Origin of the sequence: Stenotrophomonas sp. AS1, assembly GCF_048957655.1 — a bacterium.
GTDB classification, from domain to species: Bacteria; Pseudomonadota; Gammaproteobacteria; order Xanthomonadales; family Xanthomonadaceae; genus Stenotrophomonas; species Stenotrophomonas bentonitica_A.
The window spans coordinates 50,326-75,342 of the sequence record NZ_JARVXM010000004.1; the positions used below are offsets into that span (position 1 = coordinate 50,326).

Annotated in this window: 18 protein-coding genes; 7 read left to right on the forward strand and 11 right to left on the reverse strand. The window is 68.4% G+C overall.

Annotated elements, in window-relative coordinates; all coding sequences use genetic code 11:
- Positions 1-30: 30 nt before the first annotated feature.
- Complete coding sequence (waaA, locus tag PV764_RS07555) at positions 31-1,329, reverse strand: lipid IV(A) 3-deoxy-D-manno-octulosonic acid transferase (protein ID WP_019183795.1); 1,299 nt, start codon at positions 1,327-1,329, stop codon at positions 31-33.
- Positions 1,330-1,424: 95 nt separating this feature from the next.
- Between waaA and PV764_RS07560 the strand changes: the two genes are divergently transcribed.
- Positions 1,425-2,345, forward strand: a complete 921-nt coding sequence (locus PV764_RS07560) for an LpxL/LpxP family Kdo(2)-lipid IV(A) lauroyl/palmitoleoyl acyltransferase (protein WP_421116390.1) — start codon at positions 1,425-1,427, stop codon at positions 2,343-2,345.
- A gap of 91 nt (positions 2,346-2,436) precedes the next feature.
- Here PV764_RS07560 and PV764_RS07565 read toward each other — a convergent pair whose 3' ends face one another.
- From PV764_RS07565 to PV764_RS07580, 4 genes are all read right to left on the reverse strand, one after another.
- Positions 2,437-2,892 carry an REP-associated tyrosine transposase gene (locus PV764_RS07565; RefSeq protein WP_019183793.1) on the reverse strand — a complete coding sequence of 152 codons (456 nt, stop codon included), beginning with the start codon at positions 2,890-2,892 and terminating at the stop codon, positions 2,437-2,439.
- Between the two features lie 107 nt (positions 2,893-2,999).
- Positions 3,000-4,322 carry an O-antigen ligase family protein gene (locus PV764_RS07570; RefSeq protein ID WP_046273513.1) on the reverse strand — a complete coding sequence of 441 codons (1,323 nt, stop codon included), beginning with the start codon at positions 4,320-4,322 and terminating at the stop codon, positions 3,000-3,002.
- The gene (locus PV764_RS07575; protein ID WP_421116391.1) at positions 4,303-5,415 is read right to left on the reverse strand and encodes a glycosyltransferase; all 1,113 of its coding nucleotides are present in this window, start codon (positions 5,413-5,415) and stop codon (positions 4,303-4,305) included. The genes PV764_RS07570 and PV764_RS07575 overlap by 20 nt, the downstream gene beginning before the upstream one ends.
- 15 nt (positions 5,416-5,430) lie before the next feature.
- Positions 5,431-5,628 carry a zinc-finger domain-containing protein gene (locus tag PV764_RS07580; RefSeq protein WP_019183790.1) on the reverse strand — a complete coding sequence of 66 codons (198 nt, stop codon included), beginning with the start codon at positions 5,626-5,628 and terminating at the stop codon, positions 5,431-5,433.
- A 385-nt stretch (positions 5,629-6,013) separates the two neighbouring features.
- Between PV764_RS07580 and PV764_RS07585 the strand changes: the two genes are divergently transcribed.
- Together PV764_RS07585 and PV764_RS07590 are read left to right on the forward strand one after the other, a co-directional pair.
- A complete protein-coding gene (locus PV764_RS07585) occupies positions 6,014-9,370 on the forward strand; it encodes a GH92 family glycosyl hydrolase (RefSeq protein WP_421116392.1) in 3,357 nt (1,118 codons plus the stop codon).
- 8 nt (positions 9,371-9,378) lie between these two features.
- Positions 9,379-10,065 (forward strand): basic secretory protein-like protein, encoded by a 687-nt coding sequence (locus PV764_RS07590; protein WP_152663755.1) that lies wholly within the window; start codon positions 9,379-9,381, stop codon positions 10,063-10,065.
- Positions 10,066-10,480: 415 nt separating this feature from the next.
- Here the strand turns inward: PV764_RS07590 and PV764_RS07595 are convergent, their stop codons facing one another.
- Positions 10,481-12,775 carry an NADP-dependent malic enzyme gene (locus PV764_RS07595; RefSeq protein ID WP_019183787.1) on the reverse strand — a complete coding sequence of 765 codons (2,295 nt, stop codon included), beginning with the start codon at positions 12,773-12,775 and terminating at the stop codon, positions 10,481-10,483.
- A 199-nt stretch (positions 12,776-12,974) separates the two neighbouring features.
- Positions 12,975-14,324, reverse strand: a complete 1,350-nt coding sequence (locus PV764_RS07600) for a dicarboxylate/amino acid:cation symporter (RefSeq protein WP_070425883.1) — start codon at positions 14,322-14,324, stop codon at positions 12,975-12,977.
- Positions 14,325-14,588: 264 nt separating this feature from the next.
- Here PV764_RS07600 and PV764_RS07605 point away from each other — a divergent pair, with 264 nt between their 5' ends.
- Positions 14,589-15,755: an OprO/OprP family phosphate-selective porin gene (locus PV764_RS07605; RefSeq protein ID WP_019183785.1), complete on the forward strand. Its 1,167-nt coding sequence runs from the start codon at positions 14,589-14,591 to the stop codon at positions 15,753-15,755.
- 56 nt (positions 15,756-15,811) lie between these two features.
- Positions 15,812-18,475: a PAS-domain containing protein gene (locus PV764_RS07610; RefSeq protein ID WP_019183784.1), complete on the forward strand. Its 2,664-nt coding sequence runs from the start codon at positions 15,812-15,814 to the stop codon at positions 18,473-18,475.
- Here PV764_RS07610 and PV764_RS07615 read toward each other — a convergent pair.
- On the reverse strand, positions 18,472-19,122 hold the full coding sequence (locus PV764_RS07615; protein ID WP_019183783.1) for a LuxR C-terminal-related transcriptional regulator: 651 nt from the start codon (positions 19,120-19,122) through the stop codon (positions 18,472-18,474). The genes PV764_RS07610 and PV764_RS07615 overlap by 4 nt on opposite strands.
- Before the next feature lie 111 nt (positions 19,123-19,233).
- Here PV764_RS07615 and PV764_RS07620 point away from each other — a divergent pair, with 111 nt between their 5' ends.
- A complete protein-coding gene (locus tag PV764_RS07620; protein WP_421116393.1) occupies positions 19,234-20,535 on the forward strand; it encodes a CitMHS family transporter in 1,302 nt (433 codons plus the stop codon).
- On the opposite strand, the gene PV764_RS07625 is transcribed toward PV764_RS07620, so the two are convergent.
- Genes PV764_RS07625 through PV764_RS07635 form a run of 3 tightly spaced genes read right to left on the reverse strand, consistent with a single transcriptional unit; the run spans position 20,463 to position 23,672 of the window.
- Positions 20,463-21,602 (reverse strand): ABC transporter substrate-binding protein, encoded by a 1,140-nt coding sequence (locus tag PV764_RS07625; protein ID WP_421116394.1) that lies wholly within the window; start codon positions 21,600-21,602, stop codon positions 20,463-20,465. The two genes, PV764_RS07620 and PV764_RS07625, sit on opposite strands and share 73 nt — an antisense overlap.
- Positions 21,599-22,996 carry a sensor histidine kinase N-terminal domain-containing protein gene (locus tag PV764_RS07630; RefSeq protein ID WP_421116395.1) on the reverse strand — a complete coding sequence of 466 codons (1,398 nt, stop codon included), beginning with the start codon at positions 22,994-22,996 and terminating at the stop codon, positions 21,599-21,601. The genes PV764_RS07625 and PV764_RS07630 overlap by 4 nt, the downstream gene beginning before the upstream one ends.
- Positions 22,971-23,672 carry a response regulator transcription factor gene (locus PV764_RS07635; RefSeq protein WP_019183779.1) on the reverse strand — a complete coding sequence of 234 codons (702 nt, stop codon included), beginning with the start codon at positions 23,670-23,672 and terminating at the stop codon, positions 22,971-22,973. Before PV764_RS07635 ends, PV764_RS07630 begins: the two co-directional genes overlap by 26 nt.
- 156 nt (positions 23,673-23,828) lie before the next feature.
- Here PV764_RS07635 and PV764_RS07640 point away from each other — a divergent pair, with 156 nt between their 5' ends.
- Positions 23,829-25,010 carry an OprO/OprP family phosphate-selective porin gene (locus tag PV764_RS07640; RefSeq protein ID WP_421116396.1) on the forward strand — a complete coding sequence of 394 codons (1,182 nt, stop codon included), beginning with the start codon at positions 23,829-23,831 and terminating at the stop codon, positions 25,008-25,010.
- Positions 25,011-25,017: the final 7 nt, after the last annotated feature.

A 25,017-nucleotide genomic window follows, 5' to 3' on the forward strand; every position in this document is an offset into this window, starting at 1 on the left:
GGTCGTCGCATCGCGCGATCAGGCCTGCGATCAGGCCACCGGCGGCGGCAACTGCGGGGCGATCAGGGCCACGGTGCGCTTCAGTGCGCCGCGCCCGTTGCTCACCAGCGCGCAGCCCGCCCGGGCCATGTCCTCGCGGGCCTGCGGATCACGCAGCAGGGTCAGCAGTGCATCGCCGACCCCGTTGGCATCCTCGGCAATGACCACCGCACCGGCCTCGCGCATGCGCCGGGAAATCTCGGCGAAGTTGTGCAGGTGCGGGCCGGTGACTGCTGCGGTGCCCATTGCCGCCGGCTCCAGTAAGTTGTGCCCCCCGATGGCCTGCAGGCTGCCACCGACGAAGGCCACCTGGGCGCACCCGTAGAACGACATCAACTCGCCAAGCGTATCGATCACGAACACATCGGTATCGGCCTGCGGCCACTGCTGCTGGCGGCGCGTGGCCACCTTCCAGCCCTGCTCGCGGGCCAGCGCTTCCACCCTTGGGAAGCGCTCGGGATGCCGTGGCGCCCACAACAGCAGCAGGCCCGGCACCGCCTCGCGCAGGCGGCGGTGCAGATCGATGGTGGCCTGCTCTTCGCCCTCGTGCGTACTGGCGGCGATCCAGACCGGATGCTGGGCGGGCACCAGCTCATGGAAGCGCGCGATGAAGTCCTGCACGTTCGGCGTGGCGATATCGAATTTCAGATTGCCCAGCGGCTGCACCTGGTCCGGGCGGGCGCCGAGCTGGATGAAGCGCTCGGCATCGTCGGCCGATTGCGCCGCCACACAGGTCACGGTACGCAGCGCGCGGCCGATCAGCGGCCGCAGCAGGCGGTAGCCGCGCAGCGAGCGCGCCGACAACCGCGCGTTGAGGATGTAGACCGGGATCCTGCGGTCGCGGCACCCGAACAGCAGGTTCGGCCACAGCTCGGTTTCCAGGATCAGCGCCAGGCTCGGCTTGAAGTGACCGAGGAAGCGACCCACGCTGCCCGGCACGTCGTACGGCAGGTACACGTGGTCGACCGCATCGCCCCACAGCGCGCGGACCCGTTCGGAGCCGGTCGGGGTGATGGTGGTGATCACCCAGCGGATGTCCGGACGCAGCGCACGCAAGGCGTTCACCAGTGGCGCTGCGGCGTTCACCTCACCCACCGAGACCGCGTGCAGCCAGACCCGGGGCTGGCCGCTGGAGTGCGGATAGGAGGCATAGCGCTCATCCCAGCGCTGGAAGTACTCGCGCACCCGGAAGCCCCGCCACACCAGGTGGTACACGGTGATCGGCAACAGCAGGTAGAGCACGGCCGAGTACAGGCCGCGCAGGATCCATTCGACAGGGCTTTTACGCATGGGCAAAGGATACGGGAGCGGCGCGGGGAAGACACGCCGCGCCGCCGTGATGGCCCTGCCGGGACGCATCCGGGCGCATCCATTAGAATCGAGGCATGTCCGATAACGCTTCCACCGCCACCCGGCCGTCCCTGCGCAATCCGCGCCACTGGGCGACCTTCGCTTTCATGCTGGTCGCCTTCGCGATCGCCCGCCTGCCGTGGATGCTGCAGCGTGCGCTTGGCCGCGGTGTCGGCACGGTCGCCTACCGGCTGGCCAGCAGCCGCCGGCGTGCCGCCGAGGTCAACCTGAAGCTGTGCTTCCCCGAGAAGGACGACGCCTGGCGCCAGCGCCTGCTGCGCGACAGCTTCGACGCGCTGGGCGTGGGCATCTTTGAATTCGCCCGGGCCTGGTGGGGCAGCATCGACAGCATCCGCCCGCAGGTGCAGATCGAGGGGCTGGAGCACCTGCACCGCATGCAGGCCGAGGGCCGTGGGGTGCTGCTGGTGTCCGGCCACTTCATGACGCTGGAGATGTGCGGCCGCCTGCTGTGCGACCACGTCGAGCTCTCCGGCATGTACCGCAAGCATCGCAACCCGGTGTACGAGTGGGCGGTGAAGTTCGGCCGCCTGCGCTACGCCAAGGCGATGTACGCCAACGAAGACATCCGCGCCACGGTGCGGCATCTGAAGAAGGGCGGCTTCCTCTGGTACGCGCCGGACCAGGACATGCGCGGCAAGGACACGGTGTTCGTGCCGTTCTTCGGCCACACCGCTTCGACCATCACCGCCACGCACCAGCTGGCCCGGATGACCGGCTGCGCGGTGATCCCGTATTTCCACCGTCGCGAAGGCGGCAAGTACTTCCTGAAGATCGGCGCGCCGCTGGAGAATTTCCCCAGCGAGGATGTCGAGGCCGATACTGCGCGCGTCAACCAGGCCATCGAAGCGATGGTGCGCGAGGCCCCGGACCAGTACCTGTGGATCCACCGCCGCTTCAAGCGCCAGCCCGGCGGCCGCAGCGATTATTACCGGTAGAGCCACCCCATGGGTGGCTGCCCCCTCGGTAGAGCCACCCCATGGGTGGCTGCAGGGTGCCTGACCGCGAACAGCCACCCATGGGGTGGCTCTACGCTTCCATGGGCCACCGCGACCAGGCGTGCGGGTACTCCCCCAACGCACTGGCCAATCCCGCACGTATCGGGTTGGCGAGGATGTACAGCGCCTGCCGGCGCAAGGATGCCTCATTTCTCACGGCGTGGTCGAAGTACCCGTGCTGCCAGAGCTTTCCCTTTCGCTGCAGACGCTCATTCAACAATCGGCTGCTGCGTGATTTGAACAGCAGCATGCAACGAGCCAAGGTGTCTTGCCGCAATTGGATCAACCAATGCACGTGGTCCGGCATTACCACCCAAGCTAACGTGCAACTGACCCCGCAACGATCCATGTAGCGCAGCGTGTCGATGATTACCTCTGCATTGAGGGGATCCTCGAACCACTTGCGCCTGTCGTGCGTGGTGGTGGTGAGCGCGTAGCAATACCCTGGATGCGAGTATCGGCCGCGTTGGAGGCGTTGGCTGGCCATCGCACGAGAGTGCGTTGGCCGGGGCGTGGAGCCCATCGGTGGATGGCGCGCATGTGCGTCGGCATGTCCCCATACCCGGGCCACAAGCAGCCACGCATGGCGTGGCTCTACCCGTCGTCGCGTGCCAACAGACTGCCGGCATACAGCGCGGCCAACAACAGCGTGAGGCCACCCCAGAAGGTGGAATAGAACGCCAGATGCGTGTTGAGCGGGAACACGGTCACCGCCAGCGCCAGCATCGCCGGGCGTGCGCGCTCACGGGCCTGGGCCGGCGCGAAGCGCCACGCGCGCCACGCCTGTGCGACCGCCGCCAGCCACAGCAGCAGGCCGAGGATGCCGGTTTCAGACAGGATCTCGAGCACGATCTGGTGCGCGTGCAGTGCCGGACCCGCGCCCCAGACTTCCTGGGCAGCAGGGTCCGGGTTGCAGGCCGGGTAGGCGTCGCGGAAGCCACGCGCGCCGACGCCGTTGATGGGGTGCGCTTCGATCATGCAGGCAGCTGCCGCCCAGATCTGCGCGCGGCCGGACAGGGCTTGGTTGACGCCATCGCTCTCACCCTCCCAGGCCATGGCGGTACGCGCAACGCGGTCGCCGACCTGGGGCACGGTCACGGTCAGGACGACCGCTGCCACCGCACCGAAGGCGACGCAGGCCAGCAGCCCGCGCACGCCGATCAGGCGCCAGCCGGAGAACACCAGCACCAGCGCATAGGTCAGCCAGGCCGCGCGCGAACCGGCCAGCACCAGCACCACGCCCACCGCAGCCGCTACCAGCGACCAGCCGAGAATGCCGGCGCGGCGGGAGGCAGCGAACAGCAGGAACGGCGAGAGGCTGGCCAGCACCTGGCCGAATTTGAGATTGCAGGGGCCGAGCACCCCGCTGAGCCGGTCCACCAGCGCCATCTCTTCAGGCGAGCACAGGCCGTGACCACTGACGGCCCACTTGAGCTGGTCCATCGACCAGAACAACGGACTGCTGCCGAGGAGGGCCTGCGCCAATGCATCGAGGGTCCACAGACCGGTGATCGCGGCCAGGCCGCCCAGGGTCAGCGCGCGCCGCTGCGGGGTGGCCACGGCTATCGCCACCAGCCACATGAAGGGCAGGTAGCGCAGGCCGGCGGCGGTTTTGCGCCACGCGGTGCCAGGGTCGATCGCATCGAAGGCGGACACTGCCTGTGGCAGCCAATAGCCCAGGAACAGGATGCTGGTCAGCGCCCACGCCGGGCTGCTGAGCAGGCGCTGATTGCCCTGCAGCCGCAGCTGCACCATGCGCACTGCCGCATACAGCGCGCCGAGCACCAGCACGCCTTCGGCGATGCCCGGCAACGGCCACAGCGCAACGAACGCGATGACCCACCACGGCGCCCAGCGGCCAGCGCGGGAGGCCGGCGACCCGGGCACGAGGGTCGTCTCAGCCGACGAGGGAGGCATAGAGCTGGAGCGTGTCACGCTGCATCGCCTGCAAGGTAAACGGGATCCGCGACGGCAAAGCCGGCGGCTGCAGCAACAGCTGCTGCGCGCGCGCCAACAGCGCATCGGCGTCGCCCAAGGGTACCGCGCCGGAGGGTTGCAGCTGAGTCAACAACTCGCCCACGCCGCCGTGGTTCCAGCCCAGCACGGGGCGACCCACCGACAGCGCTTCGACCACGGTGCGGCCGAACGCTTCGGCCTTGTCCGAGAGCTGCAGCACCAGATCGCTGGCGGCATAGGCCTGCGCGATGCGCGAGGTCGGCGCGGTCATCAGCACCGCATCGTACACACCCAGGCTGCGTGCCTGAGCGTCCAGTTCGGCGACATAGGATTCGCGGCCCGGCTCGCGCGTGCCCGGCATCCACAGTCTGGCCGGCACGCCGGCAGCATGCAGCCCGGCCAGCAGGGTCAGGGCGTGGCGATGCCCTTTCAGGCGGGTGCCGCGGCCAGGCAGCAACAGCAGCGGCGCATCGCCGGCCAGCGCCGGATGCTGCCCGGCCACCGCCAGAAGCGCGCGCCTGTCCTGGCGGCCCACGCGCGGGAACTGCGCGACATCGACACCGCGGGGGATCACCTGCAGCCGCTCGGCCGGGACACTGGGGTAATGCGTCTGCACGAACTCGCGCACGCTGTTGGACACGCAGATCACGCGCTCGCCGCTGGTCATCACCGCGCTGTAGCGGCCCGGGGAATTGAGGCCGTGCACGGTGGTGACCCAATGTGGGCGGGTCGCCGCAGGCAGATTGCGCACCGCGTACAGGCCCAGCCATGCCGGCAGCCGCGAGCGCGCGTGCACGATGTCCGCGCCCACCTCGTTGAAGAGATTGCGCAGGGTCAGCACGTGACGCAGGGTCAACAGCGATTTGCGGCCGATATCCAGGGTCAGGTGTTCGGCGCCACTGGCCAGCAGCGGCTCGACCAGGCGCCCACCGGCGGACACGACGATGGCCCGGTGGCCGGCGGCAACCAGGGCGGAGGCGATCTCAAGGGTGGAGCGTTCGACCCCGCCGGAGTGCAGCGCCGGCAGCAGCTGCACCACGGTCAGTCGGCGCACAGTGTGGTCCGCGGATCAGTCGGCGAGCACGAACACGGCGCCGCAGTACGGGCACGCGGCCTCGCAGTTGGGCTCGTCTTCGATCGGCAGGTACACGCGCGGGTGCGAGTTCCACAGCGCCATTTCCGGCGTCGGGCAGCTCAGCGGCAGGTCGCTGCGGTGCACGGTGTAACGCTTCTCGGCGTTGGCGGGCGCAGTGGCGGTATGGCTCATGGCGTGGACACACAAAGGGGGTTGCGAGACCGTGGATTCTAGCATCTGGTGGCCGCGTCAGGCCGCAGGGGCCCTGCGGGTGCCTGGCGCCGCCGCGGGCCCCGGCGACGCATCATCGGTCCTTTTAAATCGATCCAAATTGCTTGTCAACAATTCGATACGAAACGGATTTGCCGGATTTAGATCGAACTAATTGCACTTGTCAGGGCCAGTTGCGGTGATGCAGGATCGACCGGTACCGATCATCGACCCGATCGCCTGCCCGCCCCCACCGGACATGCATCGCCTCTTTACCTGCCGTCTGCCGATGGCTGGGGCGACGCCGTCCGCCGTGGCCATCGATGCGGGTCCTGCCTGCCGCCTGCCCTTCCCGGGAGACCCTTGCATGACCCTGTCCGACCTGCGCCCCGCCCGCCGCGCCCTTCCCCTCGCCCTGGCCCTGGCCTGCGCATCCATCGCGTTGCCGGCGGCCGCGCAGGGCCTGCAGACCTCGTTCGAGCCGGGCCAGCCAGCCCCGGCCGCGGCGGCCGGCGACGGTGCCCTGCAGGTCCGGATCGGCAATGGCCCCGCCGCGCCCTACGCGGCCAAGCCCGGCGTCGGTTACAGCGGCCTGCATGCGCTGCATTACGCCAGCACCGGCGGCCAGGCGCGCCGCCAGCTCTTCAAAACCCATCTGACCATCGACGCCGACACCACCCTGTCCTGGCTCGTGCTGCCCGAGATCGTCGGCAAGGACACCGTGGCCTCGACCTACGTCTCGCTTGACCTGGTCCTGGACGACGGCACGCGCGTTTCGGCCAGTGCCGCGCGCGATCACCATGGCGTGGCGCTGGGCGCGCGTGCGCAGGGCGATTCGAAGACGCTGTACCCGCAGCAGTGGGCGCGCAAAGCCGTGCGCCTGGGCGACACCCCGGCCCTGCGCGGGCGGCGCGTGGTCGCACTGGAGCTGGAGGTCGCCAGCGCCGAGGGCGCCCCGGTCGCCGGTTGGATCGACGACGTCCGCCTGCAGGCGCAGCCGCGCAGCACGCCGCAGCGTCCCTCGGACTGGGTGCTGACCACCCGCGGCACGCAGGCCAACGGCACCTTCTCGCGCGGCAACAATTTCCCGGCCACCGCCGTGCCGCATGGCTTCAACTTCTGGACACCGGTGACCGATGCCGGCTCGCTGACCTGGCTGTACCGCTGGAACGAACAGAACGACGCGGCCAACCGGCCGCGCCTGCAGGCGCTGGCACTGAGCCACCAGCCCAGCCCCTGGATGGGCGACCGCCAGACCTTCCAGGTGATGCCGTCGGCGACCCGTGGCGTGCCAGAGGCCGACCGCAGCAAGCGTGCGCTGAGCTTCTCGCGCGACAACGAACAGGCCCGTCCGTACCGCTACGACGTACGCTTCGACAACGGCATCGCGGCGTCGATCGCGCCAACCGACCACGCCGCGGTGTTCCGCTTCGCATTCCCGGAAGGGGGCAATGCCAACCTGCTGTTCGACAATGTCGATGCCCGCGGCGGGCTGACCCTGGATGCGGCGACGCAGACGCTCTCCGGCTACACCGACACCCGCAGCGGCCTGTCCACCGGCGCCACCCGCATGTACGTGGTGGCCAGCTTCGACCGGCCGTGGCGCAGCAGCGGCACCGTGCAGACCGGCCGCCCGACCGGCTACATCAAGTTCGATGCCGGTGCCGACCGCCGCGTCTCGATGCGCATCGCCACCTCGCTGATCTCGGTCGAGCAGGCGCGCCACAACCTCGCGCTGGAGCTGTCGGCCGCTGACGATGTCGACCGCGTAGCCGCACGCGCGCAGGATGCCTGGGACCAGCGCCTGGCCCGTTTCGACGTGGGCGACGCCACCGACGACCAGAAGACCACGCTGTATTCCAACCTGTACCGCCTTTACCTCTATCCCAACTCCGGGCACGAGAACGCCGGTACTGCGGCGGCACCTGACTGGCGCTATGCCAGCCAGGCCAGTGCCTCGGACGAGAACACCGACGGCAGCGCCACGCGCAGCTTCGCGCCGGTGCGCGACGGCAAGGTCTACGTCAACAACGGCTTCTGGGACACCTTCCGCACCACCTGGCCGGCGTATGCGCTGTTCACCAAGGACGATGCCGGTGCGCTGGTGCAGGGCTTCCTGGAGCAGTACCGCGCCGGCGGCTGGGTCGCCCGCTGGTCCTCGCCCGGCTATGCCGACCTGATGGTGGGCACCAGTTCGGACGTGGCCTTCGCCGATGCGTGGCTGAAGGGGATCGGCGGTTTCGACGCGCAGGAGGCCTATGCCGCCGCGCTGAAGAACGCGACCGTGGTTCCGCCGGACCGCCATGTCGGGCGCAAGGGCATGGACCGTTCCACCTTCCGCGGCTACGCCACTGCCGATGTGCATGAAGGCATGTCGTGGACGATGGAAGGCGCGCTCAACGATTTCGGCGTGGCCAACATGGCCGAGGCCCTGGCCAAACAGGCCGATACCCCGGCCGCCCGCGAACGCTATGCCACTGAAGCCGATTATTTCCGTCACCGCGCTGGCACCTACGCCACGCTGTTCGATCCGGCCGCGGGCTTCTTCCAGGGGCGCAAACCGGATGGCAGCTGGCGGCTGGATGCCAAAGACTACGACCCGCGCGTGTGGGGCCATGACTACACCGAATCCAACGGCTGGACCTTCGCCTTCACCGCCGCGCACGACGGCGAAGGGCTGGCCGCGCTGTACGGTGGCCGCGAGCAGCTGGCGGCCAAGCTGGACACGTTCTTCGCCACCCCGGAAACCGCCGATGCCGCGTTCTCCGGTTCCTACGGCGGCACCATCCATGAAATGACCGAGGCGCGCGATGTGCGCATGGGCATGTACGCGCACAGCAACCAGCCGGCGCACCACATCCCGTGGATGTACCTGTATGCCGGGCAGCCGTGGAAGACCCAGCAGCATGTGCGCGAGATCCTGTCGCGCCTGTACCTGGGCAGTGAGATCGGCCAAGGCTACCCGGGCGATGAGGACAACGGCGAGACCTCGGCGTGGTACCTGTTCGCGTCGCTGGGCATCTATCCGCTGCGCATGGGCGCGCCGGAGTACGTGATCGGTTCGCCGCTGTTCCGCCACGCCCGTGTCGAGCTGCAGGGCGGCGCGGTGCTGACCGTCAACGCGCCGGAGAACTCGGCCACCAACATCTACGTGCAGTCGTTGAAGGTGAACGGCACGCCGTGGACCAGGACCTGGCTGCCGCACGAGCTGCTCGCCAAGGGCGCCACGCTGGACTTCGTCATGGGCCCGGAACCTTCGCGCTGGGGCACCGGTCCGGATGATGCACCGCGCTCGCTCACCGCGCGCGACCAGCAGCCGGCCCTGCTGCACGACCTGCTTGGCAGCGGCGCCACCGCCCAGCTCGGCGACGGCCGGGCGGCCACGCCGCTGATCGATGACGACGCGGCCACGGCGCTGCCGCTGGGCGGCTCCAGCACGATCACCTTCAGCAACGTCGCCGCGGGTACACCCTCGATGTACACCCTGACCAGCGGCAATGGCCCGATCCGCGGCGGCGAATGGACGCTGGAGGCACGCACCTCCGGGGGCCGCTGGGTGCAGGTCGACCAGCGCCGGGGCGAAGCCTTCGCCTGGGCCATGCAGACCCGTCCGTTCCGCATCGCCCAGCCGGGCCGCTATGCCGAGTACCGCCTGCGCATTGCGGCACCCGGCCGCCTGCAGTTGGCCGAAGTCGAACTGCTCGCCCCGGCCGCCACCCGATGAGGCCCTGCATGCCGATCTTCCGTTGCCTGTTGGCCGCCCTGCTGGTCGGCGCCGGGCTGGCCGATGCCCACGCGTTCGAGACCACACAGACCCGCGAGGATGTGACCCTGCACTACCGCGACCCCAGCGATGCGCTGGCCCCGCCGGTGCGCGAGCGCATCATCGAGACGTTTTTCGACGCCTACCTGCGCGAGCGCGCCGATTTCCATCCTGCCGCGCCGACGCAGGTCGGCATCGTGATCGACCCCGGTTACGACGGCATCGCCTTTGTCGGTGAGAAGGCGCAGGCGGCGACGATCACGATCAACCCGGCCTGGCTGGCCAAGCACCCGGGCGACATCGATCTGGTTACCCATGAGGCCATGCACATCGTGCAGGGCTACCCGGAGTACGCCAATGCGCGCGTGCCGGGCTGGCTGGTGGAAGGCATCGCCGATTACGCCCGCGACCGCTACGGCAAGGACAATGCCGGGGCCGGCTGGGCGTTGCCGAAGCAGGTCAAGCCGGAGCAGAACTTCGATACCGGCTACCGGGTGACCGGTGCGTTTCTCGCCTGGAGCGAGGCGCAGCATCCCGGGCTGGTGAAGGCGCTCGATGGCGCCCTGCGCGAGGGGCGCTACACGCCGGCGTTGTGGGAAACGCTCAGCGGCGTGGCGTTGCCGGCGTTGTGGGAACAGTACGTGCGGGCACGCTGATTAGGGTCGGCGCCTGCCAGGAGCCGGCCAGCGGCCGGCACTACCGGTGCCATCGGTGCCCACGGGGTGTTGGCAGGTACCGACCGTTGGTCGGTGCGCTTTCGTGGGTCAGCGCGCGCCCACCAACCCGGCGTAGAGCGCGAACAACTGCTGGAAATACCGCTTCGTGCGTGGATCGCGCATGACACCGTTCCCGTGGCTGGCCGTGGAGGATATGGTCGGGCCCAGGGTGGCGGCGCCCCCACCGGAGCGCCACCACGGCCGGGCCGCGTGGTGCTATTGGGCGCCTGGGAGGTTGCAGGCGGGTGACGTCTGTGCGGCGCGCGTGTGGCAGAGCGACCGGTTTCGCGGCGCGAAACCAAAACGCGCCCCGAAGGGCGCGTTTTGGCAACTGGGGGTCAAAAAGACCGGCGGGTTACGCGCCGTTCTTTTCCGCCTCCAGTTGTTTCCGGATCTGCGCATCCACGGCCGCGATCGCGGTCATGTTGAGCACGCGGCGCGAGGTCGCGCTGGTGGTCAGGATGTGCACCGGCTTGGCCACGCCCATCAGGATCGGGCCGATCGCCACGCCGTCGGTGAACACGCGTACCAGGTTGTAGGCGATGTTGGCCGCTTCCAGGTTGGGGAGCACGAACAGGTTGGCGCGGCCCTTCAGCGTGCTGTTGGGCAGCAGCTTCTGGCGCAGGGCTTCATCCCATGCAGTGTCGCCCTGCATTTCGCCATCCACATTCAGACGCGGGTTGCGCTTGAGCAGCATCTCGCGGACCGCACGCATCTTCAGCGCGTCCCTGGAATCGTGGCTGCCGAAGTTGGAGTGCGACAGCAACGCCACCTTCGGCTCGATGCCGAACAGCTTCATGCGGTACGCCGCCTGCAGCGTGGCTTCGGTGATCTGCTCGGCGGTCGGGTCTTCCTGCACGTGGGTATCCACGAAGAAGAACACGCCCTGCTGGTTGATCACGCCGGTCATCGCCGAGGTGGAGGTCACCTTGGCTTCCAGCGGCAGCACGCTGCGCACGTAGCCCAGCTTCTTGTGGAAGCGGCCGACCACGCCGGTCAGCATCGCGTCGGCTTCGCCACGCGCCACCATCACCGCCGCGATCAGGGTCGGGCGCGAGCGCATCAGGTTCTTGGCCGCGGCCACGGTCACACCGCGGCGGCCGGTGAGGTTGTGGTAGTACTGCCAGTAATCGTTGAAGCGCGGGTCGTCGTTGATGTTGGTGATGTCGAAGTCGACACCGGCCTTCATGCGCAGGCCCAGGCGCTCGATACGCGATTCGATCACGTCCGGGCGGCCGATCAGGATCGGCTGCGCCAGGCCTTCATCGACCACGTTCTGCACCGCGCGCAGCACCACTTCTTCTTCGCCTTCGGCGTACACCACGCGCTGCTTGTCCGAACGTGCACGGTCGTAGACCGGCTTCATCATCAGGCTGGTGCGGTAAACGAACTGGGCCAGCTTCTCGCGGTAGGCGCCCATGTCGGCGACCGGACGCGTGGCCACGCCCGAATCCATCGCGGCCTGGGCCACGGCGGCCGACAGCTCCACCAGCAGGCGACGGTCGAACGGACGCGGAATCAGGTAATCACGGCCGAAGCTCGGGGTCTCATCGCCATAGGCCGAGCCCAGGTCGCTGGCCTCGCGGCGTGCCATCGCGGCGATCGCGTGCACGCAGGCGATCTTCATTTCCTCGTTGATCGCGGTCGCGCCGACGTCCAGCGCACCACGGAACAGGTACGGGAAGCACAGCACGTTGTTGATCTGGTTCGGGTAGTCCGAACGACCGGTACCGATCAGCGCGTCCGGGCGGACCGAACGGGCCACTTCCGGCATGATTTCCGGGGTCGGGTTGGCCAGGGCGAAGATCACCGGATCCTTGGCCATGGTCTTGACCATGTCCGCGGTCAGGATGCCCGGGGCCGACAGGCCCAGGAAGATGTCCGCCCCATCGACGATCTCGGCCAGCGTGCGCTTGTCGGTATCACGCGCGTAACGCGCCTTCTCCGGGTCCAGATCGCTGCGGCCGGTGTGGATCACGCCGTCGCGGTCGAAGGCGAGGATGTTTTCTTTCTTCAGGCCCAGCGAGACCAGCATGTTGACGCAGGAGATGCCCGCCGCGCCCATGCCGGTGGTGGCCAGCTTCACCTCTTCGATCTTCTTGCCGGTGACCAGCATGGCGTTGAGCACGGCCGCACCGACGATGATCGCGGTGCCGTGCTGATCGTCATGGAACACCGGGATGTTCATGCGCTCGCGCAGCTTGCGCTCAACGATGAAGCACTCCGGTGCCTTGATGTCTTCCAGGTTGATGCCACCGAAGGTCGGTTCCAGCGAGGCGATGATGTCGACCAGCTTGTCCGGGTCGTTTTCATCGATCTCGATGTCGAACACATCGATGCCGGCGAACTTCTGGAACAGCACGCCCTTGCCTTCCATGACCGGCTTGCCGGCCAGCGGGCCGATGTTGCCCAGGCCCAGCACGGCGGTGCCATTGGAGATCACGGCGACCAGGTTGCCGCGTGCGGTGAGCTCGCTGGCCTGCTGCGGGTCGGCCATGATCGCCTCGCAGGCGTGTGCCACGCCCGGGGAGTACGCCAACGACAGATCGCGCTGGGTCAACATCGGCTTGGTCGCGGTGACCTTGATCTTGCCGGGCGGCGAGAGCCGGTGATAGTCGAGGGCTGCCTGTTTGAAATCTTCGTTGGACATCGCTTTCTGCAGATGAATGGGCGAGAGGAACAGGGGATCATACCCCCGTTGGCGTGGACGGACCTGTCGCTACGCTGTCGCGGTCATGCTGCAACCGCACATAATCCAGCAGCGCGCACCGGGCCTTCAAAACAAAACATGGCCGTGCCGCCCCGGCAGGAACGGCACGACCATGCACCACACAATCAGCTCATCGGGCTCAATGCGCCGGGGCCGGCAGCGTCGCCGGCAGGTCATCGACCACCAGCGGCGGCAGCTCGGCTTCACGGCCATCGAGCACCATCGCCAGGCGGTCACGATCCAGCGCGTTTTCCCAGCGCGAGACCACCACCGTGGCCACGGCATTGCCGATGAAGTTGGTCAGCGAGCGGCATTCGCTCATGAAGCGGTCCACGCCCAGGATCAGCGCCATGCCGGCCACCGGCACTTCCGGCACCACGGCCAGGGTGGCGGCCAGGGTGATGAAGCCGGCACCGGTCACGCCGGCGGCGCCCTTGGAGCTGAGCATCGCCACCAACAGCAGGGCGATCTGGTGGCCCAGGGTCAGCTCGGTGTTGGTGGCCTGGGCGATGAACAGCGCCGCCAGGGTCATGTAGATGTTGGTGCCGTCCAGGTTGAACGAGTAACCGGTCGGGACCACCAGGCCCACCACGGACTTGCTGCAGCCAGCCTTTTCCATCTTCTCCATCAGCGAGGGCAGCGCCGATTCCGAGGACGAGGTGCCCAGCACCAGCAGCAGCTCGGCCTTGAGATAACGGGCCAGCTTGAACACCGAGAACCCGCACAGGCGGCAGACCACGCCCAGGATCACCGCCACGAACAGGAAGGCGGTCAGGTAGAACGAGCCGACCAGCCAGGCCAGGTTGACCAGCGAGCCGACCCCGTACTTGCCGATGGTGAAGGCGATCGCGCCGAACGCGCCGATCGGGGCGGCCTTCATCAGGATGTGGACCAGGCGGAACACCGGCGCGGTCAGCGCCTCCAGGAAGGTCAGCACCGGGCGGCCCTTCTCGCCGGTCAGGGCCAGCGCGATGCCGAACAGCACCGCCACGAACAGCACCTGCAGGATGTTGCCCTCGACGAAGGCACTGACCAGGGTGGCCGGGATGATGTCCATCGCGAAGCCGACCAGGGTCAGCTCATGGGATTTCTGCACATAGCCGTTGACCGCGGTCTGGTCCAGGTCGGCCGGGTTGATGTTCATCCCCGCGCCCGGCTGCACCACGTGCGCCACCACCATGCCGACCACCAGGGCCAGCGTGGAGAAGAACAGGAAGTAGGCCATCGATTTGGCGAAGACCCGGCCCACGGTGCGCAGGTGGGTCATGCCGGCAATGCCGGTGACGATGGTCAGGAAGATCACCGGGGCGATGATCATCTTCACCAGCTTGATGAAGGCGTCGCCCAGCGGCTTGAGCGATTCGGCGAAGGCCGGCTCGTAATGGCCGAGGATGGCACCGAGGACGATCGCCACCACCACCTGGAAATACAGTTGGCGGTAGAACGGCAGCGGCTTGGCCGCCAGCGGGGCGGTGGTGGGAACGTGCATGGGAAAGCTCCGGCAGTGTCACGAAGGATGCCGGCCGCGTTGGGCGGCATCTGGCGTGGCCTTTTTACGCCCGCATCTCGCCAACGCAGATAACCTATTGGTACTAGCCCCCCGGTTCAGCTGGCCGGACTGCCTACACTGCCCCGGCACCGCGCCCCCACGGCGGCGGGTGGCCCGGCAGCGGATCAAGGGGGACAGACCCACAGATTTGCCGTCCGCGGCCGTTGTTGTTCTGCCCCACCCTTATTCAAGCAGCTACCGCCCATGCGCCCTACGCCCCTGTTCATCGCCCTGGCCCTGACCACTGCCCCGCTCGCCGCCACCGCGGCCGACTGGGACAACTGGCCGACCAAGACCACTTTCAGTGACGGTACCGAGCTGGCAGCGACTGCCAACATCGCCTATGACCTCAACGACTTCTCCGGCGGCAGCGGCATCGAAGACGCCGACGCCGTGCGCCGCAAGGAATTCGGCGCGACCCTGAAGAAGAAGGGCGTGTACGACGCCATGGTCTATTACGACTTCCAGGCCGACACCTGGCTGGACGTGTTCGTCCGCTTCGAGAGCAAGGCCTTCTTCGGCAGCGACATCGGCCGCTTCCGCTTCGGCTACATGAAGACCCCGGTCGGCCTGGATGCCGGCACCTCCTCGCGCGCCGGCAGCTTCCTGGAAACCGCCCTGCCCGTGCAGGCGTTCTACGAAGGCCGCCGCACCGGTGCCGAATGGGTGCTGGAGCGCCCGCAGTACCTGCTGCAGGCCGGCGCCTACGGCGGCAAGGACCTGCAGGGCGACAACCCCGGCACCACCCAGGCCGTGCGCGGCGTGTGGACCCCGGTCAAGGCCGCAGGCGACGTGGTCCACCTGGGCCTGGCGTATTCGCAGGAAAACCCGCGCGGCTACCGCGATGGCCGTGATGTCTCGCACGCCGCCAGCGCGCGCCTGCGTGCGCGTCCGGAAGCCGGCCTGACCGACATCCGCCTGGTCGACTCCGGTGCCCTGACCACCGCCGACAAGATCGTGCGCACCGGACTGGAAGGCATCTGGATCCGCGGCCCGTTCTCGCTGCAGGGCGAAGCGCTGCAGACCACGGTCAGCCGTGACGGCAAGCCGGATTACACCGGCAGCGGCCAGTACGCGATGGCGAGCTGGATCCTGACCGGCGAATCGCGCCCGTACAGCGCCGGCGCGGTGGCCAACGTCAAGCCGGCCCACGGCTACGGCGCGGTTGAGCTGGTCACCCGCTACAGCCGCATCGATCTGGACGATGCCGACGTGTTCGGCGGCCGCCAGCACGATTGGACCCTCGGCGCCAACTGGTACCTGACCTCGCACTTCAAGTTCCAGGCGAACTACGTCAAGGTCGACGCCAGCCGTCGCGGCGTGCGCAGCCAGCCGGAGATCTTCGAACTGCGCGCGCAGATGCATTTCTGAGCCCGTCCGGCGGACGCGTTGACGCGCGTCCGCCCTGCCCTGCCTAGACTGGCGCCATGTACCGCGTCTCCCGCTATCGCCCCTGGTGGCTGCTCATCGTCCTGATGCTCGGCGGCACGGCGCTGTGTGCGCTGCTGGCCGGGCGCTATGCGCAACAGCGGGCGCTGGATGACGAAAGCCTGCAGGTGCGGCGTCAGCTCGGCCTGTATGCGCAGACCCTGCAGCAGCGCATCGATCGCTTCGGCACGCTGCCGCAGGTGCTGGCACTGGACCCGGACCTGCACCAGGCGGTGTCCCATCCGCTCACCGCCGCCGAGCGGCAGCGCCTGAACCTCAAGCTGGCCCAGGCCAACAGCGTCACCCGTGCCTCGACCCTGACCCTGATCGACCGGCACGGCATCGCCGTGGCCGCCAGCAACTGGGACCAGCCGACCAGCAATGTCGGCGAGGACTACAGCTACCGCCCCTACTACCAGCAGGCGATGGCGCGCGGCAGCGGGCATTTCTACGGCATCGGCATGACCACGGCCGTGCCGGGCTACTTCCTCTCGCAGGCGATCTACGACGATCGCGGCACCGTGCTGGGCGTGGTGGCGATCAAGATCGAGCTGCGCGCACTCGAACAGGAATGGCTGCAGAGTCCGGACATCGTGCTGGCCACCGACGCGCATGACGTGGTGTTCCTGGCCAACGGCGATGCCTGGCGCTACCGCCTGCTGCGCCCGCTCGGCCCGCAGGAGCGCAGCGAGATGCTGGCAACCCGCCAGTACGCCGACCGCTCGCTGCAGCCGCTGCAGGCCCGCACCGCGGAGGTGCTCGCCGACGGCGGGCGCATGGTGCGTGTGGAGCAGCCCGCCCTGCCACGGCCGGTGCTGTGGCAGACCCTGGCGCTGAACGAACCGCAGTGGAAATTGCACCTGCTGCATGACGCCAGCGCCAGCACGGCCGTCGGCCGCAGCGCCGCGCTGGCCGCTGGCGGGATCTGGTTGGCGCTGTGTTTCCTGGGCCTGTTCGTGCAGCAGCGCCGACGCCTGGCGGCGCACCGCCAGCGCAGCCGGCGCGAGCTGGAAAGCGTGCTCAAGCAGCATGCGCAGGAGCTGCGCACCGCCCAGGACGGCGTGCTGCAGGCCGCGCAGCAGGCCGACAGCGGTCTCAGCCGCAGCCTGGCCCACCTGCCACAGGGCGTGGTGGTGATCGACAACGAGCAGAAGCTGGTGGCGTGGAACGCACGCTACCTGGAGCTGTTCCGCTTTCCGACCGGGCTGATCCGGGTCGGACGCCCGATCGAGGAGATCTTCCGCTACAACGCGCGCCGTGGCCTGCTTGGCCCCGGGCCGATCGATGAAGCCATCGAACGCCGGTTGAACCATCTGCGCAGCGGGCGCCCGCACATGCGCGAGAGCGAGAAAGACGACGGCACGGTGCTGGAGATCCGCGGCAACCCGCTGCCCGACGGTGGCTTCGTCACCAGCTACGCCGACATCACCGCCTACAAGAACACCGCGCGCGAACTGCGCTCGCTCGCCGATGCGCTGGAGCACCGCGTCGCCGAGCGCACCCGGGATCTGGATGAAGCGCGCCGCGAAGCCGAACGGGCCAACCGCTACAAGTCGCGCTTCGTGGCCTCGGCCGTACACGATCTGCTGCAGCCGCTGAACGCCGCGCGGATGTTCGTTTCGGTGCTGCGCGGCAAGCTGCAGGGCGACGCGCGCGAACTCAGCGAGCACGTGGATGCCGCGCTCGCGGCGCAGGACGCCATCCTCAACAGCCTGCTCGATATCTCGCGGCTGGAATCGGGTGCGCTGCAGACCCATGTGCGCGCCTTCGCGCTGTCGCCGCTGCTGGAAACGCTGGCGCGCGAGTTCGGCCTGGCTGCCGAAAGCCGCGGCCTGCAATTGCGCTGGGTGGATACGCGGGCGGTGGTGGTCAGCGACGAGGCGTTGCTGCGCCGGATCCTGCAGAATTTCCTGTCCAATGCGCTGCGCTACACCCCGCGGGGCCGGGTACTGATCGGCTGCCGCCGCGACGGTGCCCAGCTGCGCATCGAAGTGCATGACCAGGGGCCGGGCATTCCCGACAGCCTGCAGGGCGAGATCTTCGAAGAGTTCCGGCGGCTGGACGATGGCGTGGACCAGGAACGCGGGGCCGGGCTGGGCCTGGCGATCGTGGAGCGCATCGGCCGCCTGCTCGGCCACCCGATCCGCCTGCGCTCGACGCTGGGGCGTGGCAGTGTGTTTTCGGTAAGCCTGCCCATGGGCGAGGCGGCAGACGTGGTGCCCGCATCGGCACCCGCGGCTGCCCCGGTGGTCGACACCGGCGATGACAGCCCGCTACGCCATTGCCGGGTCTGGAGCATCGATGATGATCCGCGGGTCTGCGCCGCCACCCGCGCGCTGTTGGAACGCTGGGGCTGTGCGGTGGAACTGGCCGATGGCCCGCAGGCCGCGCTGGACCTGGCCACGCCCGCCACGGTGCCGCAGCTGCTGCTGCTCGATGTGCGCATGGGCGAGTTCCATGGCCCCGATCTTTACGAGGCGCTGTGCGTGCAATGGCAGGCGCGGCCCCCGGTGATCCTGGTCACGGCCGAACGCGACGATGCACTGCGCGCACAGGCGGCCGAAAACGGGTGGGGATTCCTGTCCAAGCCGGTGCGTCCGCCGGCCTTGCGCGCGCTGATGACGCAGGTGCTGCTGCGCCATCGCGGTGATGCCACGCGCTAGATGCCGGGGCCTGCGTCCCCTTCCGGCTCCAGCGCCTTCACCAGCACCGCCGCCTGCGTGCGGCTGTGGCACTCGAGCTTCTTCAGGATCGCGGTCACGTGCACCTTGACCGTGTTTTCGGCCAAGCCCAGTTCATAGGCGATCTGCTTGTTGAGCAGGCCGTCGGCCAAGCACAACAGCACCCGGAACTGCTGCGGGGTCAGTTGCGCCAGCCGCGTGGCCAGCAGCGCATCGGATTCGGACCGCTCTGCCGCCATCGCCGGGAACCACACGCCGCCATCGAGCACCGCCGCCACCGCCTGGCCGAGCGTTTCGGCCGGCGCTGATTTGGGAATGAACCCCGCCGCGCCGAACTGCTGCGCCCGCCGGATCACGCGCGGGTGGTCGTTGGAGGACACGATCACCACCGGTATGTCCGGATGCGCACCGCGTACGTGCAGCAGCGAGGAGAATCCGCGCGCACCGGGCATGGTCAGGTCGAGCAGGACCAGTTCGATCTCGGCGTGCTGATCGAGCGCGCTTTCCAGTGTCGCGGCACTGGCCACTTCGATCACGTGGACCTGCGGCAGCGCCTGACGCAGGGAATGCACGACCGCAGCGCGGAGCAGCGGGTGGTCATCGGCGACCAGGACGGTGATGTCACTCATGCACGAAGTGTGGCATGCCACCCGGCGCACTGTCGCATTCGGCCGCTGACAGCTGGATGACAGCTCACCGGTGACAGGGTCGGATCGACATTTCCTTGTACTGGAGGCTGCATGCTGACACTCATCGGGCTATTGACCATTGCTGCACTGGTGGCTCTGCTGATCACCGGGCGAACGACGGCCATCATCGCCCTCGTGTTGGTCCCGCTGGTGGCTGCGCTGATTGTCGGAACCGGCACGGATGCGCTTGCTGGCTACTTCAATGACGGCTTGAGGCGGGTCGCCCCGATCGCTGCGATGTTCATGTTCGCGATCACTTTCTTCGGGGTGCTGCAGGATGCGGGGCTGTTCCGCCCCCTGGTTGACGGGCTGGTGCGGATGACTGCGGGCAATGTCGTCGCGGTCGCCATGATGACCGCACTGCTGGGGATGGTGGCGCATCTGGACGGTGCCGGTGCCACTACCTTCCTGCTCACCGTGCCGGCGCTGCTGCAGCTGTACCGGCGCCTGCACATGAGTCCGTACCTGATGCTGCTGCTGCTGGCGACCGGTGCAGGCATCTTCAACATGCTTCCGTGGGCGGGGCCGCTCGGGCGCGCTGCCGCCGTGACCGGCATCGACGTCGGCGTGCTGTGGCAGCCGCTGGTGCCGGTGCAGGTGGTCGGTGCGGTGTTGCTGCTGGCGATGGCGGCCGTGCTGGGGCTGCGCGAACGCGGGCGTGCGGCCCGCCTTGCCGCCAGTGGTGGCGACCTGGCGCCTGCCGGGACTGCTGCGCCGCTGCCCCGCGCAGCGGCGCCAGTACCCGTGCGCCATGCGGGGTTGAACGCGCTGCTGTTCGTCGCGGTCCTGGGTGCGCTGGTCGGTAGTCTGTTGCCCTCGGCCTACATCTTCATGATCGGTTTGGCGCTGGCCCTGCTGATCAACTACCGGGGCCCCGCGCAGCAGATGGAGGCGATCGCCGCGCATGCGCCGGCGGCACTGAAGATGGGTGCGATCATCCTGGCCGCGGGCTCGTTCCTGGGGGTGATGGACGGCAGCGGGATGCTGCGCTCCATCGCGGCGGACCTGGCCCATGTGCTTCCCGACCCCATGCTGCCATGGCTGCATGTGCTGCTCGGCGTGGTCGGCTTGCCGATGGAACTGCTGCTCAGTACCGATGCCTACTATTTCGGACTGCTGCCGGTGGTACTGGAGATCACTACGCCGCTCGGCGTGGACCCCGCGCACAGCGTGTATGCACTGACCATCGGGAACATCGTGGGGACCTTCATCAGCCCGTTCTCACCGGCGCTATGGCTGGCGCTGGGGCTGGCCGGAGCGGACATCGGGCGCCACATCCGCTACTCGCTGGGGTGGATGTGGGGCTTCTCTCTGCTTCTGTTGGGGGCTGCCTGGTTGCTGGGCGTGTTCTGATCTTCGCGCGGCGTGCTGTCACTGCCTGCGGGCAGCACGCTGGCGCGCCAGGCTTCCAGGAACTGGCGACGCTTGAGTGCGTCCAGATACACCAGCAGGCCGGGGCCGAGCTGGATCGGACGAAGGTTGCTGGATGGCCCGCCGCCAGTAGTGGCCGCGGGCAGGATCGAGGTCAGGCGTGCCTCCCGTGAGAGGACCTGCTGCCCGCGCGGAGACAGCAGGTAATCCAGGAATCGGCCCGCTTCCTCGGGGTGCCGGCTGCTGCGCGGTATGACCGCCGTACGCAGCACCACCAGGGTGTAGTCCTCCGGCTCGACGATGGCCAACGGCGCGCCGGCCTCGATCCGTGCGCGTGCATAGGACCCCAGCACGTTGTAGACAAGCGCCAGTTCGCCCCGGCTGACCCGGTCCAGCAGCACGCCGGTCCGTTCCTCCAACTGCACCGCGTTGTCGCCCAGTGCACCCAGCAGCGCGCCGGCAATACTGCCGCGCTGGCTGTCCTGGGTGGCCATGAGGTAGCCCACGTTGCTGCGCTCGATATCGTAGGTGCCCACCCGCGCTTTCAACGGTGCATCGGCAGCGTGCAGCAGATCGAGCAGTTGCCGGCGCGTGCGCGGCACCCGGTTCGCCGCCAGGCGGCGGGTGTTGTAGACCATGACCACCGGCTCGTAGCTGATCCCGAACGCCTCGTGCCGCCACTGCGCCCAGGAGGGCAAAGCATCGGTCTGCGCCGAGCGGTGCGGCAGCGCGTGTCCATCGTTGACGAGCTTGGTCTGCAGGTCCATGCCGCTGCTGATGAGCAGATCCGGTGCCGCACCAGGCCCCGGCACGTGCAGGTAACGGCTGTAGATATCCTGGGTGATGATGTCTTCGTAGATCACCTCCGTCCCCGGATGCAGCCGCTGGTAGTCGGCGATCACCGTGGCGAACACCTCGATGTCGGTCGAGCCATGGATGCGCAGCTGCGCGGTGGGCGTGCCCTGCGCGGGAAAGCGCTGCACGTCGCCGGGGTCGGCCGCTGCAGTGAAAGCCACCAGCATCAACAACAGACCAGACAGAACCTTCATGCGTGCCTCCTCGGCAGCCGGATCGTGGCGATCAGGCCGCCGCCCACCCGGTTGGACAGATCGATATGGCCGCCATGGCTGTCAACCACGCGCTTGACGATCGCCAGTCCGAGCCCGGCGCCACCGGCGGCCGCACCTTCGCCACGCGCGAAACGCTCGAAGACCCGCTCCGCATCGGCCGGCGCGATGCCCGGGCCGTGATCGGCGATGGTCAGTACGCAGTGGGTGTCATCGGTGGTCAACGCGAGCTGCAACGCGCCGTCCCCACCGTACTTGAGCGCGTTGTCGATCAGGTTCTTGATCGCTTCGCGCAGCAGCAGTGCATCGCCGTTGACCCAGGCCGGCTCGCGGGTCACCGCCAACTGCACGCGGGGTGCGGGCAATGCCTGCGGGAGCGCCTCATGCAGGGCCTGGTGCACGGTCTCGGCCAGGTCCACCGGCGCGAACCGCTGCAGGTTCGCGCGGTGGATCACGCTGGCATCGCTGAGCAGCTGGTTGAGCAGGCGGCTCATGTGGGTGGCGTTGCGCTCGATCGCCTGCAGGCTGCGGCGCATGTCCTCCGGATCATCGTCATCCAGTGCCAGCTGCGCCTGCGCGCGCAGCGCGGCCAGCGGCGTACGCATCTGGTGCGCGGCCTCGGCCATGAACGCGCGCAGGGTTTCATTGCTGGTCGACAGCCGCCCCATGAAGCGGTTCAGCGCACCGACCATCTGGTCCATCTCCTGCGGCGTGGCCGCATCCAGTGGCCGCAGATCGGAGGGCTCGCGCCGGGACAGCTCGCGTTCGACCCGCACCAGCGGCCGCAGCGCGCGGTGCACGCCGAGCGCGACCAGGGCCAGCGACAACAGCGAGAGCACCACGATCGCGACCAGGGCGCGGGTCACCATGTCCTGGGCAAGCGCCTCACGTGCGCGCCGGGTCTGCCCGACCTGCACACGGACTTCCGCCTGCGCGGACGGGGAGGAGACCCGCCGCGACACCACGACGAAGCGCACGGTCTCGCCGCTGTACGGCGCATCGAACAGCTGCGGACGATCGGTCGGCGTCCGGGGCGGTGCCGGCAGATCGTCGTAGCCGGTCACGGTCTGGTTGCGTGCATCGGAGACGCGATAGAACACGCGGTCTTCCGGCGCCATCGCCAGCAGGTCGAGCGCGGCGTAGGGCAGATCGACCTGCCACTGCGCCTCCACCAGCGCCACCGAATCGATGATCGACAGTGCCGAGGACACCAGCAGGTGATCGTAGGAACGATTGGCGGCGCGCTGGCCATAGTCGCGTGCACCGAAGAACAGCGCCACGGCGAACAGCGCCATCAAGCCGCCGAGATAAAGCCACAGCGTGCGCCGGATCGAGCTCGGCGCGCGGGCATCACCCACCATCGGGACGGCTGCCATCAGGCGTGGCGTCGTGTGCTTCGAGCAGATAGCCGCTGCCGCGTACGGTCACGATGCGCAGCGGTGCATCGGCCAGCTTGCGCCGCAGGCGACCGACGTAGAGTTCGATCGCGTTCGGGCCGGCCTCGTCATCGAAGCCGAACAGGCCGTTGCCGATCTCGTCCTTGCCCACCACCTGCCCCAGCCTCCCCATCAGGATCTCAAGCAGGCGGTACTCGCGGTTGGGCAGCTCGATCGGCTGGCCGTCCAGGCTGACCCGGTGCGCGGCGTTGTCGAACTGGAAGCCACCGATCTGCACCACCTCGCTGGCCTGTCCGCGGGTGCGGCGCAGCAGCACGCGGCAGCGCGCCTCGAACTCGCGGAAATCGAACGGTTTGCCGAGGTAATCATCCGCGCCGACATCCAGCGCCTGCACGCGATCTTCGATCCCGTCACGCGCGGTGAGCATCAGCACCGGCGTGCTGTCGCCGCGCTCGCGCATGCCGGCCAGCACGCGCAGACCGTCCAGCTTGGGCAGGCCGATATCGAGCACGACCAGATCGAAGCTCTGGTAGCGCAGCACGCTCGCCGCGGCCAGCCCGTCGCTCTGCCAGTCCACGGCATGCCCACTGCGGCGCATGCGGCGGACGATCGCGTCGGCCAGGTCCGGGTTGTCTTCCACCAGCAGGATGCGCATCGGTCGGGATCGGGAAAGGTGCGGGAATGCTAGCGCGTGCGGCCGCCTCCGTGCGCTTCGCTGCGGTGCAGCAATGACTGACAGGTGGATGACAGCATCCCGGCACTAGGCTGCGCCCTCGCGTCACCACTGAACATCCGGCACCTGGGAGGGTCCATGGAACTGAACGCATTGCGCTGCTGTCTGCCGGCTGCCTGCACGCTGTTGTTGGCCGCGCCGGCCTGGGCCGCCGACGACCGTGATGACGAGCGCCCGGTCACCGCCAGCCTCGGCGGCCGCCTGCACCTGGATTTCGCCGATTTCCACAACGACCGCCGCGGTATCCCGAACAAAGACGACACCGAGATCCGCCGCGCGTGGCTTGACGTATCCGGCAAGTTCTTCGTGGTCGACTACAAGATGGAAGCGGATTTCTCCGGCGACCGGGTCGAGGCCAAGGACGTGTTCGTCAGCCGCAGCTTCGGCGAAGCAGGCAAGCTGACCGTGGGCCAGTTCAAGCAGTTCTTCTCGCTGGATGACCGCACCAGCTCCAACTACGGCACCTTCCTGGAGCGCGGCAACGCCGGCACCACGCTGGCCCCGCTGTATCGCCTCGGCGCGTCCTGGCAGGCGGCACGCGGCGACATGACGTGGGCGGCCAGCGCCTACAGCCTGGAGAGCATCGACGCATGGCAGGTCAAAGGCCGTGCCGCCGGTGGCCGCGCTACCTGGGCGCCGGGCGCCACCGCCGGCGACGTGCTGCACCTGGGCCTCTCGCTGGCGCGTGAGCGCTACGACAACCCGGGCGCGAACGGCGTGCCTGCCCTGCGCATCCGGCCGCGCCCGGCCGGCCACCTCTCCGACAACAGCCGCCTGACCCTGGTCGATTTCTCGGCCGGGCGCGATACCGACGTCAACAAGTGGTCGCTGGAATACGCACAGGTGAACGGGCCGCTGTCCTGGCAGGGCGAGTTCAGCGGTGCCACCTTCGACGACGGCAGCCAGCGCGGCAAGGTGATGGCCGGCTACGGCCTGGTGAGCTGGTTCGTCACCGGCGAGTCGCGCGTGTACGACCGCAAGACCGGCCGCTTCGGCCGGGTCAAGGATTTCCAGCACCCCGCCGGCGCCTTCGAAGTGGCGCTGCGCTACGACCAGATGCGCGGCGACCAGCACCTGATCGGCCAGCCGGACCTGCGGGATGCACAGACCGAGGCATGGACGCTGGGCGGCAACTGGTACATGCGCCCGAACCTGCGCTTCATGCTCAACCTGATCGAAAGCCGCAACCGCGACCGTCTGGCCGACGCCACCGTGGACCGCACCCGTGCCGTGACCGGCCGCCTGCAGTACGACTTCTGATCCCCTC

Coding starts and splice junctions, on each gene's coding strand:
- waaA (WP_019183795.1), bottom strand. CDS start 1,329: ATGCGTAAAAGCCCTGTCGAATGGATCCTGCGCGGCCTGTACTCGGCC.
- PV764_RS07560 (WP_421116390.1), top strand. CDS start 1,425: ATGTCCGATAACGCTTCCACCGCCACCCGGCCGTCCCTGCGCAATCCG.
- PV764_RS07565 (WP_019183793.1), bottom strand. CDS start 2,892: ATGGCCAGCCAACGCCTCCAACGCGGCCGATACTCGCATCCAGGGTAT.
- PV764_RS07570 (WP_046273513.1), bottom strand. CDS start 4,322: ATGCCTCCCTCGTCGGCTGAGACGACCCTCGTGCCCGGGTCGCCGGCC.
- PV764_RS07580 (WP_019183790.1), bottom strand. CDS start 5,628: ATGAGCCATACCGCCACTGCGCCCGCCAACGCCGAGAAGCGTTACACC.
- PV764_RS07585 (WP_421116392.1), top strand. CDS start 6,014: ATGACCCTGTCCGACCTGCGCCCCGCCCGCCGCGCCCTTCCCCTCGCC.
- PV764_RS07590 (WP_152663755.1), top strand. CDS start 9,379: ATGCCGATCTTCCGTTGCCTGTTGGCCGCCCTGCTGGTCGGCGCCGGG.
- PV764_RS07595 (WP_019183787.1), bottom strand. CDS start 12,775: ATGTCCAACGAAGATTTCAAACAGGCAGCCCTCGACTATCACCGGCTC.
- PV764_RS07600 (WP_070425883.1), bottom strand. CDS start 14,324: ATGCACGTTCCCACCACCGCCCCGCTGGCGGCCAAGCCGCTGCCGTTC.
- PV764_RS07605 (WP_019183785.1), top strand. CDS start 14,589: ATGCGCCCTACGCCCCTGTTCATCGCCCTGGCCCTGACCACTGCCCCG.
- PV764_RS07610 (WP_019183784.1), top strand. CDS start 15,812: ATGTACCGCGTCTCCCGCTATCGCCCCTGGTGGCTGCTCATCGTCCTG.
- PV764_RS07615 (WP_019183783.1), bottom strand. CDS start 19,122: ATGAGTGACATCACCGTCCTGGTCGCCGATGACCACCCGCTGCTCCGC.
- PV764_RS07620 (WP_421116393.1), top strand. CDS start 19,234: ATGCTGACACTCATCGGGCTATTGACCATTGCTGCACTGGTGGCTCTG.
- PV764_RS07625 (WP_421116394.1), bottom strand. CDS start 21,602: ATGAAGGTTCTGTCTGGTCTGTTGTTGATGCTGGTGGCTTTCACTGCA.
- PV764_RS07630 (WP_421116395.1), bottom strand. CDS start 22,996: ATGGCAGCCGTCCCGATGGTGGGTGATGCCCGCGCGCCGAGCTCGATC.
- PV764_RS07635 (WP_019183779.1), bottom strand. CDS start 23,672: ATGCGCATCCTGCTGGTGGAAGACAACCCGGACCTGGCCGACGCGATC.
- PV764_RS07640 (WP_421116396.1), top strand. CDS start 23,829: ATGGAACTGAACGCATTGCGCTGCTGTCTGCCGGCTGCCTGCACGCTG.